At 54.5% G+C, this 16,585-nt stretch carries 16 protein-coding genes and 1 pseudogene; 15 read left to right on the top strand and 2 right to left on the bottom strand.

The genetic code is table 11. The features are described 5' to 3' along the window. The first annotated feature begins 52 nt into the window (after positions 1-52). The 4 genes and pseudogenes from ACFOFO_RS10450 (at position 53) to ACFOFO_RS10435 (ending at position 1,919) form a co-directional block, all read left to right on the top strand. Positions 53-712, top strand: coding sequence for a methyltransferase family protein (locus ACFOFO_RS10450; RefSeq protein ID WP_390327663.1), 660 nt, complete (start codon positions 53-55; stop codon positions 710-712). Between the two features lie 55 nt (positions 713-767). Continuing rightward, positions 768-1,079 carry a P-II family nitrogen regulator gene (locus tag ACFOFO_RS10445; RefSeq protein WP_390327662.1) on the top strand — a complete coding sequence of 104 codons (312 nt, stop codon included), beginning with the start codon at positions 768-770 and terminating at the stop codon, positions 1,077-1,079. A gap of 129 nt (positions 1,080-1,208) precedes the next feature. Next, positions 1,209-1,424, top strand: a pseudogene (locus ACFOFO_RS10440) (efflux RND transporter permease subunit); the annotation flags it as partial. 87 nt (positions 1,425-1,511) lie between these two features. Beyond that, the gene (locus ACFOFO_RS10435; protein WP_390331505.1) at positions 1,512-1,919 is read left to right on the top strand and encodes a copper-binding protein; all 408 of its coding nucleotides are present in this window, start codon (positions 1,512-1,514) and stop codon (positions 1,917-1,919) included. Positions 1,920-1,929: 10 nt separating this feature from the next. Here ACFOFO_RS10435 and ACFOFO_RS10430 read toward each other — a convergent pair whose 3' ends face one another. Next, positions 1,930-2,076 (bottom strand): GDCCVxC domain-containing (seleno)protein, encoded by a 147-nt coding sequence (locus ACFOFO_RS10430; RefSeq protein WP_390327657.1) that lies wholly within the window; start codon positions 2,074-2,076, stop codon positions 1,930-1,932. A 72-nt stretch (positions 2,077-2,148) separates the two neighbouring features. On the opposite strand from ACFOFO_RS10430, the gene ACFOFO_RS10425 reads away from it, so the two are divergent. The 3 genes from ACFOFO_RS10425 (at position 2,149) to ACFOFO_RS10415 (ending at position 4,345) form a co-directional block, all read left to right on the top strand. Further along, positions 2,149-2,355 carry a hypothetical protein gene (locus ACFOFO_RS10425; protein ID WP_390327655.1) on the top strand — a complete coding sequence of 69 codons (207 nt, stop codon included), beginning with the start codon at positions 2,149-2,151 and terminating at the stop codon, positions 2,353-2,355. A gap of 1,064 nt (positions 2,356-3,419) precedes the next feature. After that, positions 3,420-3,767, top strand: coding sequence for a helix-turn-helix domain-containing protein (locus ACFOFO_RS10420; RefSeq protein ID WP_390327653.1), 348 nt, complete (start codon positions 3,420-3,422; stop codon positions 3,765-3,767). Positions 3,768-3,841: 74 nt separating this feature from the next. Further along, positions 3,842-4,345, top strand: a complete 504-nt coding sequence (locus ACFOFO_RS10415) for a hypothetical protein (protein WP_390327651.1) — start codon at positions 3,842-3,844, stop codon at positions 4,343-4,345. 155 nt (positions 4,346-4,500) lie between these two features. Here the strand turns inward: ACFOFO_RS10415 and ACFOFO_RS10410 are convergent, their stop codons facing one another. After that, entirely contained in the window at positions 4,501-4,713 is a 213-nt protein-coding gene (locus ACFOFO_RS10410) for a GDCCVxC domain-containing (seleno)protein (RefSeq protein ID WP_390327649.1), read from the bottom strand. A 647-nt stretch (positions 4,714-5,360) separates the two neighbouring features. Between ACFOFO_RS10410 and ACFOFO_RS10405 the strand changes: the two genes are divergently transcribed. The 8 genes from ACFOFO_RS10405 to ACFOFO_RS10370 all read left to right on the top strand — a co-directional run. Further along, positions 5,361-7,613 (top strand): TonB-dependent receptor family protein, encoded by a 2,253-nt coding sequence (locus tag ACFOFO_RS10405; RefSeq protein WP_390327648.1) that lies wholly within the window; start codon positions 5,361-5,363, stop codon positions 7,611-7,613. A 118-nt stretch (positions 7,614-7,731) separates the two neighbouring features. After that, positions 7,732-8,778 (top strand): beta-propeller fold lactonase family protein, encoded by a 1,047-nt coding sequence (locus tag ACFOFO_RS10400; protein ID WP_390331504.1) that lies wholly within the window; start codon positions 7,732-7,734, stop codon positions 8,776-8,778. Next, complete coding sequence (locus ACFOFO_RS10395) at positions 8,775-9,329, top strand: cytochrome b (RefSeq protein ID WP_390327643.1); 555 nt, start codon at positions 8,775-8,777, stop codon at positions 9,327-9,329. The genes ACFOFO_RS10400 and ACFOFO_RS10395 overlap by 4 nt, the downstream gene beginning before the upstream one ends. Before the next feature lie 360 nt (positions 9,330-9,689). Beyond that, on the top strand, positions 9,690-10,829 hold the full coding sequence (locus tag ACFOFO_RS10390; RefSeq protein ID WP_390331503.1) for a porin: 1,140 nt from the start codon (positions 9,690-9,692) through the stop codon (positions 10,827-10,829). Between the two features lie 671 nt (positions 10,830-11,500). After that, complete coding sequence (gene adh / locus ACFOFO_RS10385) at positions 11,501-13,021, top strand: aldehyde dehydrogenase (RefSeq protein ID WP_390331502.1); 1,521 nt, start codon at positions 11,501-11,503, stop codon at positions 13,019-13,021. 73 nt (positions 13,022-13,094) lie between these two features. Then, the gene (locus tag ACFOFO_RS10380; protein ID WP_390331501.1) at positions 13,095-13,505 is read left to right on the top strand and encodes a DUF779 domain-containing protein; all 411 of its coding nucleotides are present in this window, start codon (positions 13,095-13,097) and stop codon (positions 13,503-13,505) included. Positions 13,506-13,711: 206 nt separating this feature from the next. After that, a complete protein-coding gene (locus ACFOFO_RS10375) occupies positions 13,712-15,460 on the top strand; it encodes a PQQ-dependent methanol/ethanol family dehydrogenase (protein WP_390331500.1) in 1,749 nt (582 codons plus the stop codon). Positions 15,461-15,673: 213 nt separating this feature from the next. Next, on the top strand, positions 15,674-16,585 hold a 912-nt coding region (locus ACFOFO_RS10370; RefSeq protein ID WP_390331499.1), incomplete at its 3' end, for an AMP-binding protein.

The following is a 16,585-nucleotide window of genomic DNA, read 5'->3' as shown; positions in this document are numbered from 1 at the left end:
AAGTCGTTCGATTCAACTCAGCGGCGCTGGTGTGCCGCAAGGAGTGCAGGCCATGCGTGATCTAAGTGGTTTTGCCGGGCACTATGGACATTGGGGATGGGTCGCGATTATTGTCGTGATCGTGTCCTGGATGCTATATCGCTACGCGGCACCCAAGGGCTGGCGCGAATGGAGCGGTGCCGGATTGATTCAGGCATTCATTATCGCGCTGTATGCCGAAATGTACGGTTTTCCCCTGACGATCTATCTGCTGACGGAATTTCTCGGTATCGACCTTCCGATGTATGCCCATACCGGCCATTTATGGGCTTCGCTCCTTGGTTACGGTCCGGGTGGCGCGATGACCGAAATGCTGCTCGGCGGCGCTTTTATCCTGTTGGGCGTCGTGCTGTTAATCGCTGGCTGGAGAAAAGTTTACCAAGCACGTCGCGAAGAGCGTTTTGTCAAGGACGGGCCGTATGGCGTGATCCGTCATCCCCAGTACACAGGCATCATGCTGGCGGTATTCGGCCAGATCGTGCACTGGCCGACGCTCATTACCTTAATACTCTTTCCCGTGATTGTGCTGGTCTATGTTCGGCTCGCGCGCCAGGAAGAACGAGAAATGGTCAGCCGCTTCGGTACCGCCTATCAGGATTACATGCGGCAGATACCGAGGTTTTTCCCGCGACGGGGCGACTGGATCCGGCTTATAGACACACTGTCAATGTGATTGGCGGGAGTGATTGATTGGGGATGACGGAATCATCCATTACGTGGAGAGCAGAATGAACTTGAAATATGTGATTGCCATTATTCGCCCCGACGTTTTGGCGGCGCTGGAAACCAAACTCGGCAGCCTTCATGTACGAGGATTGACCGTGACGAAGGTAAAGGGATTCGGCGAGTACACCGACTTCTTTTCAAAAAACCATCTGACAGAACACCTCAAAGTGGAAATTTTTTTGGAAGAGTCAAAGGTTGAGGAGTTGACGAATGCCATTATGGATGTAGCGCACTCCGATATCCCGGGCGCAGGTATCTTGGCGGTGTTGTCGGTGGATAAATTTTTCCACATTCGCACGCGGTCCGAGTTTTAACCGGTTACATCCTTGTGCGCCTCGGATGCGCGTAACGATGGGTCTATGTCGATATTCGCGGTCGTGATCTCGGTTCAACGGTGCACGATATGCAGCAAGCGGTCGCCAGGAAGGTGAAGCTGACGCCCGGTCATCATCGCGGGTCTGGTGCCGATCATGCTCGGTGCGGGCACCGGATCAGAAGTCATGCAGCGCATCGCCGCGCCGATGGTGGGCGGGATGATCACCGCACCATTGTTGTCGATGTTGGTAATGCCGGCAGCGTATTTGCTGATGCGTCGTCGGCAATTGCGTGCCATGCGCGCCGCGATGTCGGATCAGGGGGCAATCGGTTATGGAACATAGACTGGGTTGCATCTCGATAGAGGCCTGAAAACATATTTTTTTACCCCGACTTTTTACCCCTCAACTCAACTAACCAAGGAGAACACAATGAAACAACTCACAACGCTGTTCCTGACGCTTGCATTCACCGCATCTAATGTTGCATTTGCGCAGTCTGGCGACATGAAGGACATGGATATGAAGCAGTGCATGGAAATGAAGGGCATGAACGGCATGGACAGGCAGAAATGCGAAGGGATGATGGACATGCACAAGGGCAAGAAAGCCAAGGATGCGGCCGTTCATCAGGCGTCTGGCGTGGTGAAGGCGGTCGATCAAGCGAAAGGGTCGGTGACCCTCGCGCACGGACCGGTTAAAAGTTTGAACTGGCCAGCAATGACGATGCGTTTCGTGGTGAAAGACAAGATGCTCTTCGATAAGCTGGCGGTGAACAAGAAAGTAAAGGTCGAGTTTGCCAAGCAAGATGGCGACTATGTCGTGACGAAGGTGAAATAAGGCAACATGCTCACCCGCAGCACGATTGGTTCTCCTGAATGGGCGGGCATTTCACCGACCCGAACGAGCAGAACACACAGCAGTCACCCGGATTTGGGCGCAGTAACGCGTGACATGAGTTGCACTCATAGTAGAACTGACAGGCATCCCGCGGCATAATTTCGGAGCCTGTCAGATTTCTTGTGTGAAAGAAGTCATACGATAAAATTTATCCTTGGAAAGGATACGTATGACAACAATCGACAAAGCCACGCTGGACAAATTGCTTGAAGGCGTAGATCCGAATAATCCGCAATCGATGTTTACCGACGCGGGGCTGTTTGGCCGGCAACTCCGGAAAATGAAAGAAACTAACCGACCTTCCTTGCCGCAACACTTCTCTCATTTTTGCGTGAGACAGGTCAATGTTGCCTCACCGGTCGCCGACACAGTTTGATTCCACCTATTAGTAGTTTGCGCACCGAGCACATTGGGTATCACGCAGGACACCCCCGTCGATGCGTAATCGTACTGTACAGCGCGACCGGTAGTGGGAGGCGTGACACTGCCGGTGCACTTCAATATTGAAACCTTGTCGCCGCTCTGGAGAATAACATTCTTGAGTTCGCCAACAAGAACGGGACTAGCATTATTGTTCCCATCGAATAGCCCGCAATAACTGTTCACATCATAACTTCCGACATGAACTGCATGTGCAGCGGACATGCCAAATACACTGAGGACTGCGAGTGCGAATATATTCTTTTTCATTATGAATCTCCTTGTTTAACGAAAGGCAGATAAAAGCATAAAAAGCAAAACTTGAGTTTTTGTTGACCTTTTTTAAGCGACACCCACCTCCTTTGGAAACTATTGAAAATGCGTTTCATTTTCCTGCAAGCTGTTTTTAAGCTTCTGCGGTGTGTCCAAACTACTTTCAAATTACTTTGTTACTCCCTGTCACCTGCGCGCGGGCCAACTTTATCGCCTGGTCTTCCGCCAAGGCTATTCACTTGCTCTTTTTTAAAAACGAAGCCAAAAGACTTGATTAGTTTCATCGTAGAAAAAACGATTCCTGCGGGGGGTGATATGGGGTTAACGAATGAAGCTGGTAATGGCGACTGCCACGCTAGCGGGTTAGTCCAAAATTAACTGTAGTCCATCCAATAACTCTGTCAATCTACGTCGGGGTATTACAAGTCTGCGGCTTGACTGAACTCAATATGCAGTTTTGCTGCGGCGACTGATGTACCTCTGCATAAGTCAGCAATTACGTGAGACGTGGGGACATGGAGACGTTGTATCAGGATGCCAAGCAGGGCATCCCTTTTGTTTTATGGCTTTGAAAACCCATGTGTTTCCTAAAGCACCCATGATTTAGAACGCTCCCATGCCCCACGTCCAAAAACGTGCCTCGGAGGCACATTCACCCCCACAAAACCCCATTGCTTTGCGAAAATAGTACAAGTTTAAAAGTGACAGCAACTATCCTTTTAAACCATTATTCACAGCAGCAGATATATGCACCAAAGACATTCGAGAGATTTCTTGCGGACGTGTCGCCGCTCCGCAGGATTTACTCGGTGCGAAATTACTCGCCTCATGGGATTTGAGAACCGTTCGAATCTCTCCCGAGTGGAGAGAGGGAAACGCGTCCCAAAGCTGGAGCAGGCATTGCGTTATGAATTTCTCTTCGGCGTTCCGATAGAAAAATTAGTTCCCGGCCTTTGCGACCAAGTCCTCAATGGATTATGGGAAGACATACAGTCGCAGATCGGCGCTTGTGATGGCGCCAAAAATCCTAAATCCAAGCGCAAGTGCGACATCCTGCGCGCGGCAAAGGAGCGGATCGAATCTATGAGCTCATAAAAAATAACGTATGAAGCACTCTGCAAAATTCCCGCGCACCCTTGCGCTTTACGTGACCAGACGAGGGGTCGCATTTGTTCTTTTCACTGCCCCCACTTGTGCCACACGACTGGGGCACCAAAGAAGTTCGCGGCAGAGATAAGCATGCGGACGGTATGCGTGCTGCAAAGCAACTGATCGATCGTTTTCATCCCGATGTCCTCGTGATCGAGGACACGCACGAGCGCGGCTCACGTCGTTTCCCGCGCATTCGGCGGCTCCATCGTGGCATCGCGCTCTATGCGGAGCATCGTGGGATCGCAATGGAGGCGTATCCCCGAAGGGTTATCAAGGAAGTGTTCTCACAGGTCGGTGCAGCGACAAAGTACGAGATCGGCTGCGTCATTGTGCGCATGATTCCTGCGTTTTCTGCATGGCTGCCGCACAAACGCAAGCCTTGGGAATCCGAGACTGCTGCGCAAGGAATTTTTGATGCGGCGTCGCTCGGATTAACGTTCTTTGCCAATACGAAGCGGCTGGATATTGCACAAGCTGCGCAAGGAGAAGACGGGGCACCATCGTTGATGCTGGCTGCATAATCGCAGTACCTTGTGTCGTTGTATGTGCATACACTGAGATTGGGTTCTTCGGACTGACGCAAAAATGAGGCGGAGGGGCGGGCCATGCCCGCGATAAGTATTGTGTATTGCCGATCGTGGGCATGGCCCGCTCCTATCTGATGATTTCGGGATGCTCACCCGCAGCACGATTGGTTCTCCTGAATGGGCGGGCATTTCACCGACCCGAACGAGCAGAACACACAGCAGTCACCCGGATTTGGGCGCAGTAACGCGTGACATGAGTTGCACTCATAGTAGAACTGACAGGCATCCCGCGGCATAATTTCGCGCTTGGCATAGCCACAGTGCGGGCATGTCAGCACCGATTCGAGCACGGTATTGATCATCGCTTCATTTCCTCAAGATGATTGAATATATCGAATTTTCATTGGTTAAAGGTTAACCTGGTCAATCCGGTGAAACCCGCCAGCCTTTTGATTTGATTCATCATTCGGATTGCCGGTCGGCGCTCCATTCACACGTCAGGCACTGACAACATTCTCCATCACGTGCGCGCCCGATGGCGCAATCCTGTATGCATGCCCGGCGAAGTCGATATCGGAAATGTCTTGCTGACCTTCATTTTCCACCTGCCGGTGCTATTTTCAATAGACAAAGTTCCCTGGAATTAATTCATTTGCGTCGCCATTGCGTCGCTATTGCATCGCAATGCCATGGTGCAGGCATCGGATTTTCATAAAATTGCGCCGAGCTTGATCACTGTTCCAATTTGGATCAATTAATTCAAGCTGTGTGTATTTGAAACAATTCGTCACCTGGCAATAGCCTGCGAGTAGCACCAACGAACTTGCATGCGGCATCGCTTTTTTGATCGGCACGGTTATTGCGCAACGTAGATTATTGTCGGAGCTTGTTGCGGACGGCGCTCATCAAATATCAGATCGTACCGAGAAACGATTCGAATTGAAGCGATACCACATTGCGCCACGCACCGATCACTCTGCAGACAAAGAACGACAAGACCGGAGACAAAATGTTTCGTTGGAAATCGTTGGCAGGCGCCACCAAAGTGATGCTGGTCGGTGCGCTGGTCATGGTGCGAGCTCAGGTGTTGGCTGCTGACGCGGGGACTGTGCCCGAACAAGAATTACCCACCGTCGTCGTGACGGGTACGATGCCGCTTCCCGGTCTCGGCCTGCCGTTGCGCGATGTTGCCGCGAACGTGCAGACAGTCAAGGGCGCGGCGATCGAGCGGCAACACGCCGGCAATATCACCGAGTACCTGGAACACAACCTGAGCAGCGTCACCATCAACTCGGCGCAAGGCAATCCCTATCAGCCGGATATCAGCTACCGGGGCTTTACCGCGTCGCCACTGCTGGGCACCCCTCAGGGCCTGTCGGTATTTCAGGACGGCGTCCGCATCAACGAACCTTTCGGCGATGTCGTCAACTGGGACCTGCTGCCGCAATCGGCGATTGCACACCTGCAGGTCATGCCGGGTTCGAACCCGATCTTTGGACTGAACACCCTTGGCGGAGCAATCGCCATCACCACCAAGAACGGGCGAACCAATCCCGGTGGCCAGGTAGAAATCTCGGGCGGCTCCTTCGGTCGAAGGACCGTCGAGCTGGAGCAGGGCGGTACGGTCGGTAAGCTTAACTACTTTGTGACTGCCAACGATGCACTGGATCATGGCTGGGCTGATCACAATGCAAGTCGCGTCAAGCAATTATTCGGCAAGGTCGGTTATCAGGATGTCGATAACAGCTTGAACATGAGCCTGACCGCGGCGGATAACGAATTGCAGGGTTCGCAAACAATTCCGCGTTCGTTTCTCGACAATCGTCGGCAGTCCTACACCTTTCCAGATCAAAATTTGAACCGCGCGACGCTGTGGAGTTTGTCGGGTAGTCATCATTTCAACGAAACATTGCAGCTGTCTGCCAACGCCTACCATCGCAACTACCGCAACGAGAATACCAGCAGCAACGTCAACGGCGACTACGGCGCCAGCGATCCGATCGAGGCGCGCAATGCCCGCTCCATCGTTGATCAGAGCAGTTATGGCTTAAGCCTGCAACTGAGCTACTTTGGCAAATTGGCCGCCATGGACAATCAGCTTGTGGTCGGCATCGCCGGTGATTTCGCGAATGCACAATTCCGGCAGTCGAGCCAAGACGCACGCTTTATTGCTGACCGCAACACGGTCGGCTCCAGCGACTATGGGCTGAATACCGATGCAAAAACCCGTAACAGCAACCTTGGGGTTTTCTTTTCCGATACCTTGTCGCTCAACGATCATTGGTCCGTCACCGCATCCGGCCGTTACAATCATGCACGGGTCAAGATCAACGATCGCAGCGGCGCGCAGCCGTTGCTTGACGGCGATCATGCGTTTTCGCGCCTCAATCCGGGGTTTGGCGTAACTTACAATCCGACGCCAGCACTGACCGCCTATGCCGCTTACAACGAAGGAATGCGCACTCCCACCGCCATCGAATTGGCTTGTGCAGATCCGGACGCTCCATGTTCGCTTCCAAATTCCTTCATCGCCGATCCGCCGTTGAAGCCGGTGGTTGCCAAAACCGCCGAGTTCGGCGTGCGCGGCAAGCTGGGCGCTGCATCTGGCTGGAGCGCATCGGTGTTTCGGACCGCGCTGGACAACGACATCCAATTCATTAGCAGCAGCGGAGCATCCACCGCCACTGGCTATTTTCAGAACGTCGGCAAGTCGCGCCGACAAGGTCTGGAAGTCGCGGCCCACACGGTCATGGGCAAACTCGACGCGACCCTCAGCTACAACTACATTGATGCCACGTATCAGACCGCCTTCGTACAGCACAGTGCAAGCAATTCCAGCGCCAACGCCAATGGCGACATTGTCATTCGGCGCGGCAACAAGATGACGGGCGTGCCGCAAAACACCATCAAGCTGCGCCTGGACTATGCGGCGTCGCCGAATTGGAACATCGCTACCAACCTGCTATATCGCAGTGCGATTTTTGCGCGTGGCGACGAAGATAACCAGGACCGTAATGGCAAGATCGCGGGTTACACCGTGGTCAATCTCGATACGACCTATGCGGTCACCAAGCATCTGCAAGTGTTTGCACGAGTGAACAATTTGTTCAACAAGCAATATGCCAATTTTGGCGTGCTTGGGCAGAATTTCTTCAACGGGGCGGGACACTCTTTCGACGGTGCCAACATCAGCAACGAGCAATTCATTGGCCCGGGCGCACCGCGCGGGGCGTGGGTCGGCTTGAAGTACTCGTGGAAGTGATGAAGCGCCATGATATGAAAAATAATGTGTCAGGACGCGCCCGGGTGTTGTGACGCGTGCAGCTGAGGCTGAATTCCGATTGTTAATCCTGCCGAAAATTTCGAGAGGTTCCACCGTCATGAACACTAATCATTTTCAAAATGAATGCCTGACTTTATCGCCCCACGGGTTTCCTGGCCGGACACCGCATGGGCTCGGCTTGTTCGCAGCCGTTAGACGGCGCTTGCCCCTGCTTGGCGCGGTGCTGTCGTCTGCCCTGCTGATGCCTTGCCCGTCGATCGCGAGTCCATTTGCGTATGTTCCGAATGAAAAATCCGGGACCATATCCATCATTGACTGCGCCAGCGATAGTGTGGTTGGACACATTCAGGCCGGTACCAAACCGCGCGGCCTGGCCGTCAGTCATGACGGAAACACCTTGTACGTTAGCGATCAGCCGGCCAATGCATTGCTGATTGTGGATTTGCGGAAAAGAGCGGTAGTGGGCACGGTGCCTTTGGGTGAGTCGCCCGAAGGGGTCGGCATTTCGCCGGCAGGAGACTGGGTCGTTGCAGCCAGCGAAATAACGAATTCGGTCAGCTTCATATCGACTGCAACCAACAAGAAGGTATTCAGCGTCAAGACGGCGGGGAAGAATCCCGAGCACGCGGAATTCAGCCCGGATGGAAAATGGCTGTACGTCAGTGCAGAGGAGGCTGACTCGATCGATATTATCGATGTCTCAAAACGGCAGCAGGTCGCGTCGGTAACACTGGGAATGCGCCCGCGCGGCATCGCTTTCAAGCCGGATGGCAGTCAGGTCTACATCGCGGCCGAGATTGCCAGCATGATCTATGCGGTGGACGTGGGCACGCAAAAGGTCGTGGCGCAGATCAAGGGCGGTAATTTTTCGAATGGCGTCACCATGGCCCCGGATGGGAGCCGGGTCTATATATCGAATGGCAAAGACGGCACGGTATCGGTGATCGCTACCGCCAACAACGCAGTCATCGCCACCATCCCGGTCGGCAAGCGTCCCTGGAACATGGCGATCACACCTGACGGCAAAAAATTGTATGTGGCGAACGGCCGATCCGACTCGGTGTCCGTCATCGATACCGAAACCAATACGGTCAGCAAGGAAGTGGCAGTCGGCGCGCTGCCCTGGGGCGTGGTGATCCGATGAGCACGCTGCCATTAGCGGAAGGCAAGCGGGGCGAACGTTACGCCTTGCCGGCGATTGGCTTGCACTGGGTGATCGCGGTGCTGATCATCGGTATGCTGTTTCTAGGCTACTACATGGTCGGGATTCCGAAGGGGACGCCAGACCGGGCACTGTATTTCAACCTGCATAAGTCCTTCGGCGTGCTGGCCGGGGTGCTGATATTGATGCGCTTAGGGTGGCGTCTGACGCACGCGGCGCCACCGATGCCGAATGGCATGCCGCACTGGTCGACAAGAGCGGCAAGGTGGAGTCATCGGCTGCAGTACCTTTGCATGGTACTGCAGCCCGCGACTGGCTATCTGTCATCTTCGTTCAATAAGTATGGAGTCAAGTTCTTCGGCTTCGCTCTGCCCAACTGGGCCTGGGAGGACAGGCAGTTGCGCGATCTGTTCATGGGATTTCACCAGATCATCGCGGTCGTGTTTGCTGCGCTGATCGCGCTGCATGTGCTGGCAGCATTCAAGCATCTGCTGGTCGATCGCGACCGCGTATTTAGCCGGATGCTGCCATAGTTGAGGCATATCTGCCTGCGATGAACTGCGATCAGAATCTGAACAGACCGATGTCGATGTGATCCGATTTGACGCATGCCACGCTCGCTGAATGACCTGGATTCCCTACCGTCAGGCCCCCTTTCTGATCCACCCGCGCAGCATTGATCATGCGACGTGACAGTCCTTAAATCGGGGCGTTTCATACGAACGCCCATCGATTATTCAATCCTCGATGCAATTCAACAGCGGTTCCACGATGAATCGCAAGGCTCTCGAACGTCCATCGCGGATTGCCACAGGCATGTATTTTGCCAATAGCCTGATGCAACAACACGCGATGTAATTTTGAAAAAAAACGGATAGATAGAGGAGATCTCGGTGAAAAAGATATTGGATGGACAGAAGTCGATATTGGCATTTATGGCGTTGGGCGCAATTGCTGGCGCTGCACACGCGCAATCGTCAGTAACCGTCTACGGTGTGGTTGATGCGGGTATTGTCAATGTCAATAATCAAAAAAAATCCAGCGGCGGTACGGGAAACGCATTTGCATTCAACACGGGTGGCCTGAGCCCCAGCATTTTTGGATTCAAAGGATCGGAAGATATCGGTGGCGGTTTGAAAGCCAACTTCAATCTCGAAGGCCACTTCTTTTCGGGCACCGGTGAAGGCGGTCAATGGGGCGGGCTGTTTGGTCGTCAGGCGAACGTTGGTCTGTCAAATAGTTACGGTACATTGACATTGGGCAAACAATACTCGCCTGCGGTACTGGCATTTGCCGCAACCGATCCGCGTGGCTTGAAAGAGACCTTTTCTGGCTTGCTGTCCTGGGCATTAACGCAAAGTCCTTTAAACGTCGGAACGGCGACCGCCCCGGCAAACTCCAATTCGGTCATTGACGTTTTTGTCGCGAATGCCATTGGCGTCAGCACAAAAATTGCAGATGTCAATTTGAGCGGCTCCTACAGCTTGGGCGAAAATCCCGGCAGCACTGCCGCGAACCGGGTCATTGCGCTGGGTGCGACCTACGCCGGCCCTGTAACTCTGTCCGCCGCTTACCAGTCGGAGAATGGTCGGCCGGCCGGTTTGACCGGAGGAGACGGCGTGCAAACCAGAAAATATAGTCTTGGTGCCGGCTATACGTTTGGCGATGCCACGGTGACGGTCAACTACCTGAACGACAAGAATAGCGATCCTGCCTCCGGAGTCGAATTGGCCGCGTATCGAATCTATGGCGCAGGGCTGAATTATCGAACATCAGCAAGCAACAGCGCGACCTTGGCGTACTACTATTCCAGCAACAAAGACGGCGCAAGCGATACATCCAGAACATGGATCCTGAGCGATGATTATTCATTGTCGAAACGCACCACCCTCTACGCCCTGGTAGCCGGGGTGAATGCGGGGAGTGGCTATACTTCCGGCGCCCCGTTTGGGGTGGCAAACAATAATGTCTTCCTTGCCGCTGCAGGAAAAACAACCACCGCTGTACAGCTGGGTATCAATCACAGCTTCTAACTGCGCTGTCTGGATCTCAACCTGAGCTGTTAGCGGTTGAGCGGCCGCGGGCGTCGCCGAACAATATTATTTCCTGGCGACGTCCGTCCACGCCCCGACAAAATCCGGGCGATCTCACCTTCCTGCATATCCTGATCGCGCTCATGTTCATTGCAAAATGCCACGAGCGCTGCATCCCCGCGCATACCGCCAGCGCGACACATTGTTTTTCCAGAACGTTCCTCAGAGCGGATTGAAGGTGCTCGTTTCTTCGTCAATTGACGGCGCATGCGGATACGGCGGATCGCATCAACAGACGGATCTGAATAACAGCGGGTCCGATGAGTGAACAATTTGGAACAGTCAGTTTGCCAAGTGTTCAAAAATGAAACAGGTCAGCGATGTATTGGCCGCGGCATGGTCGCGCACGGATGCCCTTCGAGTACCGCTCTGCTCAGGGAAAGAATGCACAGCCAGACGCAATCGACGCCAGTACTGGGCGTTTTCGTTTAAATCCGTGACCCAGTGTCGTTTTGCTGGTCAGTCCATGGCGTGACTTGCACGAGCTACTGCGTGCTGGAGCCGATTCGATCCATGCGACAAAGCTGGCATGGCGATTGCTGAGTAGGTACTGTGTTCGGAGGTACCTACTCCGAAGATCTTGACTCAACATATTTCAACAGGAGGATGACATGAATCTGGCGGACATCAGCAAACTCGGCGTCAAAAACCCATTCAAGCAACGCTACGGAAATTTTATTGGCGGCCAATTCGTGGCGCCGGTGAAGGGTGGCTATTTCGAAAATATTACACCGATTACAGGCCAGGCTTTTTGTGAAGTTGCGCGATCCACCGCGGAAGACATAGAACTGGCGCTGGATGCTGCGCACGCGGCCAAAGCCAGCTGGGGAAAAACCTCGCTCGCGGACCGTGCGAATATCCTCAATAGGATTGCAGATCGGATGGAAGCGAATCTGGAACTTCTGGCGACGGCCGAGACGATCGACAACGGCAAACCTATCCGCGAAACGCTGGCGGCAGACATCCCGTTGGCGATAGATCATTTCCGTTATTTTGGCGGTTGCATTCGCGCGCAAGAGGGCAGCGTCGCGCAGATCGATGCTGAAACATATGCATACCATTTCCATGAACCGCTTGGTGTGGTCGGGCAGATCATTCCCTGGAACTTCCCGATCCTGATGGCGGTGTGGAAAATGGCGCCGGCGCTGGCAGCGGGAAATTGCATCGTTCTCAAGCCGGCTGAACAAACGCCCGCTTCCATTCTGGTCCTGATGGAACTCATCGCAGATCTGCTGCCGCCGGGCGTGCTGAATGTTGTCAACGGCTTCGGTCTGGAAGCAGGCAAGCCACTCGCATCCAGCAAGCGCATCGCAAAGATTGCGTTCACCGGAGAAACCGGTACCGGCCGCCTGATCATGCAATACGCCGCGCAAAATATCATTCCGGTCACGTTGGAATTGGGCGGAAAATCGCCCAACATTTTCTTTGCCGATGTGATGGATCAGGATGATGCCTTCTTCGACAAGTGTCTTGAAGGCTTCGCGATGTTCGCGTTGAATCAGGGCGAAGTGTGCACCTGCCCGTCGCGCGTTCTGATTCAGGAATCTATCTATGAACGCTTCATGGAACGTGCGGTCAAGCGTGTAGCTGCGATCAAGCAGGGAAATCCGCTCGACAAATCGACCATGATCGGCGCGCAGGCGTCGCAGGAGCAGCTCGAAAAGATCCTGTCCTATATGAATATCGGCAAACAGGAAGGGGCGAAGACCCTGATCGGTGGTGACCGGAGCAATCTGACAGGGGATCTGCAAGGCGGCTATTACGTGCAACCGACGATCTTCGAGGGCCATAACAAGATGCGCATCTTCCAGGAAGAAATCTTTGGCCCGGTGGTGTCGGTCACCACCTTCAAGGACGAAGCCGATGCACTGGAAATTGCCAACGATACGCTGTACGGCCTGGGCGCGGGTCTATGGACGCGCGACGGCTCGCGTGCTTTCCGTGTAGGACGCGGCATTCAGGCTGGCCGCGTGTGGACCAACTGCTATCACCTGTACCCAGCGCATGCGGCGTTCGGCGGCTACAAGCAATCCGGCATCGGACGTGAAAATCACAAGATGATGCTCGAGCATTATCAGCAAACCAAAAATCTGCTGGTCAGCTACAGTCCCAACGCCATGGGATTCTTTTAAACGTTGATCGGGCGCCGCTGCCGGCGTGCCTGCCAACTGTCGGGCACGCCGTGCATCTCAGTGCGAGAAGAAAATGAATCCATCTGCCATCCGTCGCGTGGTCGCGACCGAAGCTGCCTTGAGCTTCATCCGGTTGTTACGCGAAAAATACGGGCCATTGATGTTTTTCCAGTCGGGCGGATGCTGTGACGGCAGTTCCCCCATGTGCTACCCATCGGGCGATTTCAGTATCGGGCCGGCCGATGTCTTTCTGGGAACACTGGATGGCCAGCCCTTCTACATAGGTGCCGAGCAATTCGAATACTGGAAACATACGCAGCTCGTGATTGACGTTGTGGCGGGCATGGGCGGCATGTTCTCGCTTGATAACGGCACGGGATCGCGTTTTCTGACGCGCTCGAGACTGTTTTCCGACGAAGAGTGTGCACAGCTGGAATCTGAAACGGTGCCGACCGGACCCGATGCAGGCGGCGCTCCGGTCTAGACAGTGGAGCTGGCAAGCGCAGCAGCCGTTTGTTCTGTTCTGTCACAGCTGCCAAATTCTAGCGCAGCCGAGTTTGCCAGTTTGCCGGGATTTGAGCCAAAAATGCTGTGATGAGTACAAAGAATTGATGGCATGCGCTTTGCCTATAGGTGTCACGCTGGTTGAAATAAAAAAGTGAAGTATCCAATTTACATGAGGAGGGTGACATGCATAAAAAGCTGATAGGTGCACTGTTCAGCGTTGTTGTGAGCAGCTCGTTTTCTGCCCACGCGGCGGGCGTAACGGATGCGATGATTGCAAACGACGCCAAGGCGCCGAACAACGTCTTGTCGTGGGGGATGGGCACGCAAGGACAACGATACTCGCCATTAACGCAAATCAATACCCAGACCGTGAGCAAGCTTACGCCGGCCTGGTCGTTTTCGTTCGGTGGTGAAAAACAACGTGGGCAAGAGTCGCAGCCGCTGATCTATAACGGGAAAATGTTTGTCACTGCATCGTATTCTCGCATCTATGCGATCGATATCAAGACTGGTGCCAAGCTATGGAAATACGAACATCGTTTGCCTGACGGGATCATGCCTTGTTGCGACGTCGTCAATCGCGGCGCCGCCTTGTACGACAACCTCGTGATCTTTGGCACACTCGACGCGCAATTGATTGCATTGGATCAGGACACCGGCAAGATCGTCTGGAAGGAGAAGGTCGACGACTATGCCGCCGGCTACTCCATGTCCGCCGCACCTCTGATCGCCAAAGGGATGTTGCTGACAGGGGTGTCGGGCGGCGAGTTCGGCGTCGTGGGACGGGTTGAGGCACGCAATCCGCGGACCGGCGAGCTAATCTGGACCCGTCCGATGATTGAAGGACACATGGGCTACAAATACGGCAAGGACGGTAAGGCAATTGAAAACGGCATTACCGGTACGACGAACAAATCCTGGCCTGGTGATTTGTGGAAAACCGGTGGCGGTGCAACGTGGCTGGGCGGGACTTACGATGCGTCGACCGGTCTGGCCTATTTTGGCACCGGCAATCCAGCTCCCTGGAACAGCCATTTACGCCCTGGCGATAACCTGTACTCGGCATCCACTGTTGCGCTGGATATCGACACCGGCCAGATCAAGTGGAGTTATCAGACTACCCCGCACGATGGCTGGGATTTCGACGGCGTCAACGAGTTCGTCACGTTCGACATGGATGGCAAACGCTTCGGTGGAAAAGCCGATCGTAATGGCTTCTTTTATGTGATTGACGCCAAAAACGGCAAACTGGAAAACGCTTTTCCATTCGTCAAAAAAATTACGTGGGCCTCTGGCATCGACCTGAAAACAGGCCGCCCTAAATTCATTGCGCAGGGACGCCCTGGCGATCCGACCAAAGGGGAAGCAGGCAAGAAGGGAACGACCGTGTTTGCAGCTCCGGCCTTCCTTGGCGCCAAGAATCAGATGCCGATGGCGTATAGCCCGCAGACCAAGCTGTTCTATGTTCCTGCCAACGAATGGGGCATGGATATCTGGAATGAGCCGGTGAGCTACAAGAAGGGTGGTGCTTTCCTCGGTGCCGGTTTCACCATTCGTCCGGTCAACGAGGATTACATCGGCGTGATGCGCGCGGTCGACCCGAAAACAGGGAAGATTGTCTGGGAACGCAAAAATACTGCGCCGCTGTGGGGCGGTGTGATGACGACCGCCGGCGGCCTGGTGTTTTACGGCACGCCGGAAGGTTTCCTGAATGCGGTCGATGCCAAAACCGGCAAGGAGCTCTGGAAATTCCAGACCGGCTCCGGGGTCGTGGCGCCGCCAGTGACATGGAAGGAAGGCGATACCCAGTATGTAGCCGTGGTGTCTGGCTGGGGCGGTGCGGTACCGTTGTGGGGCGGTGAAGTTGCCAAGAAGGTTAACTTCCTCGAGCAAGGCGGCTCCGTATGGGTATTCAAGCTTCCGGCCAAGTAACGAGTCTCCAGGCCATAAGGCATTGAAGACGCCTTGGCTTCTTCGAACCGCCTTGGGTGCTTTGGCTGACGACTACCGTCGTCAGCCTTTTTTATATTCCTGTTTTCGAGAGAACCGGCTTTCACGACGCAACAGGCAATCCGTGAAATACCCGGGCAATCTGGATTCCGGACCAATTGGTGTGAGAATGAACAAAATGGATGCAGGATGAAAATGGATGACATTGAACTGTCAACGCACGCGCCGAAGCGGTATCAGCCGTCGGCAGCGTTTGTGAAAGACGCGACCATCTCCGGCATGGACGCCTATAATGCACTGTGCGCCGAAGCCGAGCAGGACTTTGAAGGCTTCTGGGCCAAGCTGGCGCGCGAAAACCTGATCTGGCAAAAGCCGTTCACCAAGACGCTCGACGAATCGACTGCGCCGCTCTACAAATGGTTCGAGGACGGCCACCTGAACGTGTCCTACAACTGCCTCGACCGCAACTTGCAAAACGGCAACGCCAACAAGACCGCGATCATCTTCGAAGCCGACGACGGCAAGGTCACCCAGGTGACTTATCAGCAACTGCACCAGAAAGTGTGCAAGCTGGCCAATGGCCTCAAGTCGCTCGGCATCAAGAAGGGCGACCGCGTCATCATCTACGTCTCGATGTCGGTCGAAGGCGTGGCCGCGATGCAGGCCTGCGCCCGCATTGGCGCCACGCACTCGGTCGTATTCGGTGGGTTCTCGGCCAAGTCGCTGCAGGAACGCATCATCGACGCTGGCGCGGTGGCCGTGATCACGGCCGACGAACAATTGCGCGGTGGCAAGGCATTGCCGCTGAAAGCCATCGTCGATGACGCGCTGGCGATGGGCGGCTGCGACAGCGTCAAGAACGTCGTGGTGTATCAGCGCACCGGCGGCAAGATCACTATGGCAAGCGGGCGCGACAGCTGGCTGCACGAGCTGGTCGCGCACCAGGCCGATGTGTGCGAGCCGGAATGGGTCAGCGCCGAGCATCCGCTGTTCATCCTCTACACCTCCGGCTCGACCGGCACCCCGAAAGGGGTCCAGCATTCGTCCGGCGGCTTCCTGCTGTGGGCCATGCTCACCATGAAGTGGACCTTCGACATCAAGCCGAGC

The sequence above is a fragment of the Pseudundibacterium arcticum genome (genome assembly GCF_042646465.1).
Classification (GTDB): Bacteria; Pseudomonadota; Gammaproteobacteria; order Burkholderiales; family Burkholderiaceae_D; genus Undibacterium_A; species Undibacterium_A arcticum.
This window is presented reverse-complemented; position numbering and strand designations above follow the sequence as displayed.

Excerpts from the sequence above, each read along its gene's own strand:
- ACFOFO_RS10395 (WP_390327643.1), top strand. The coding sequence starts at position 8,775 with ATGAGCACGCTGCCATTAGCGGAAGGCAAGCGGGGCGAACGTTACGCC.
- ACFOFO_RS10450 (WP_390327663.1), top strand. The coding sequence starts at position 53 with ATGCGTGATCTAAGTGGTTTTGCCGGGCACTATGGACATTGGGGATGG.
- ACFOFO_RS10445 (WP_390327662.1), top strand. The coding sequence starts at position 768 with ATGAACTTGAAATATGTGATTGCCATTATTCGCCCCGACGTTTTGGCG.
- ACFOFO_RS10410 (WP_390327649.1), bottom strand. The coding sequence starts at position 4,713 with ATGATCAATACCGTGCTCGAATCGGTGCTGACATGCCCGCACTGTGGC.
- ACFOFO_RS10420 (WP_390327653.1), top strand. The coding sequence starts at position 3,420 with ATGCACCAAAGACATTCGAGAGATTTCTTGCGGACGTGTCGCCGCTCC.
- adh (WP_390331502.1), top strand. The coding sequence starts at position 11,501 with ATGAATCTGGCGGACATCAGCAAACTCGGCGTCAAAAACCCATTCAAG.
- ACFOFO_RS10400 (WP_390331504.1), top strand. The coding sequence starts at position 7,732 with ATGAACACTAATCATTTTCAAAATGAATGCCTGACTTTATCGCCCCAC.
- ACFOFO_RS10380 (WP_390331501.1), top strand. The coding sequence starts at position 13,095 with ATGAATCCATCTGCCATCCGTCGCGTGGTCGCGACCGAAGCTGCCTTG.
- ACFOFO_RS10405 (WP_390327648.1), top strand. The coding sequence starts at position 5,361 with ATGTTTCGTTGGAAATCGTTGGCAGGCGCCACCAAAGTGATGCTGGTC.
- ACFOFO_RS10430 (WP_390327657.1), bottom strand. The coding sequence starts at position 2,076 with ATGCCGCGGGATGCCTGTCAGTTCTACTATGAGTGCAACTCATGTCAC.
- ACFOFO_RS10425 (WP_390327655.1), top strand. The coding sequence starts at position 2,149 with ATGACAACAATCGACAAAGCCACGCTGGACAAATTGCTTGAAGGCGTA.
- ACFOFO_RS10435 (WP_390331505.1), top strand. The coding sequence starts at position 1,512 with ATGAAACAACTCACAACGCTGTTCCTGACGCTTGCATTCACCGCATCT.
- ACFOFO_RS10375 (WP_390331500.1), top strand. The coding sequence starts at position 13,712 with ATGCATAAAAAGCTGATAGGTGCACTGTTCAGCGTTGTTGTGAGCAGC.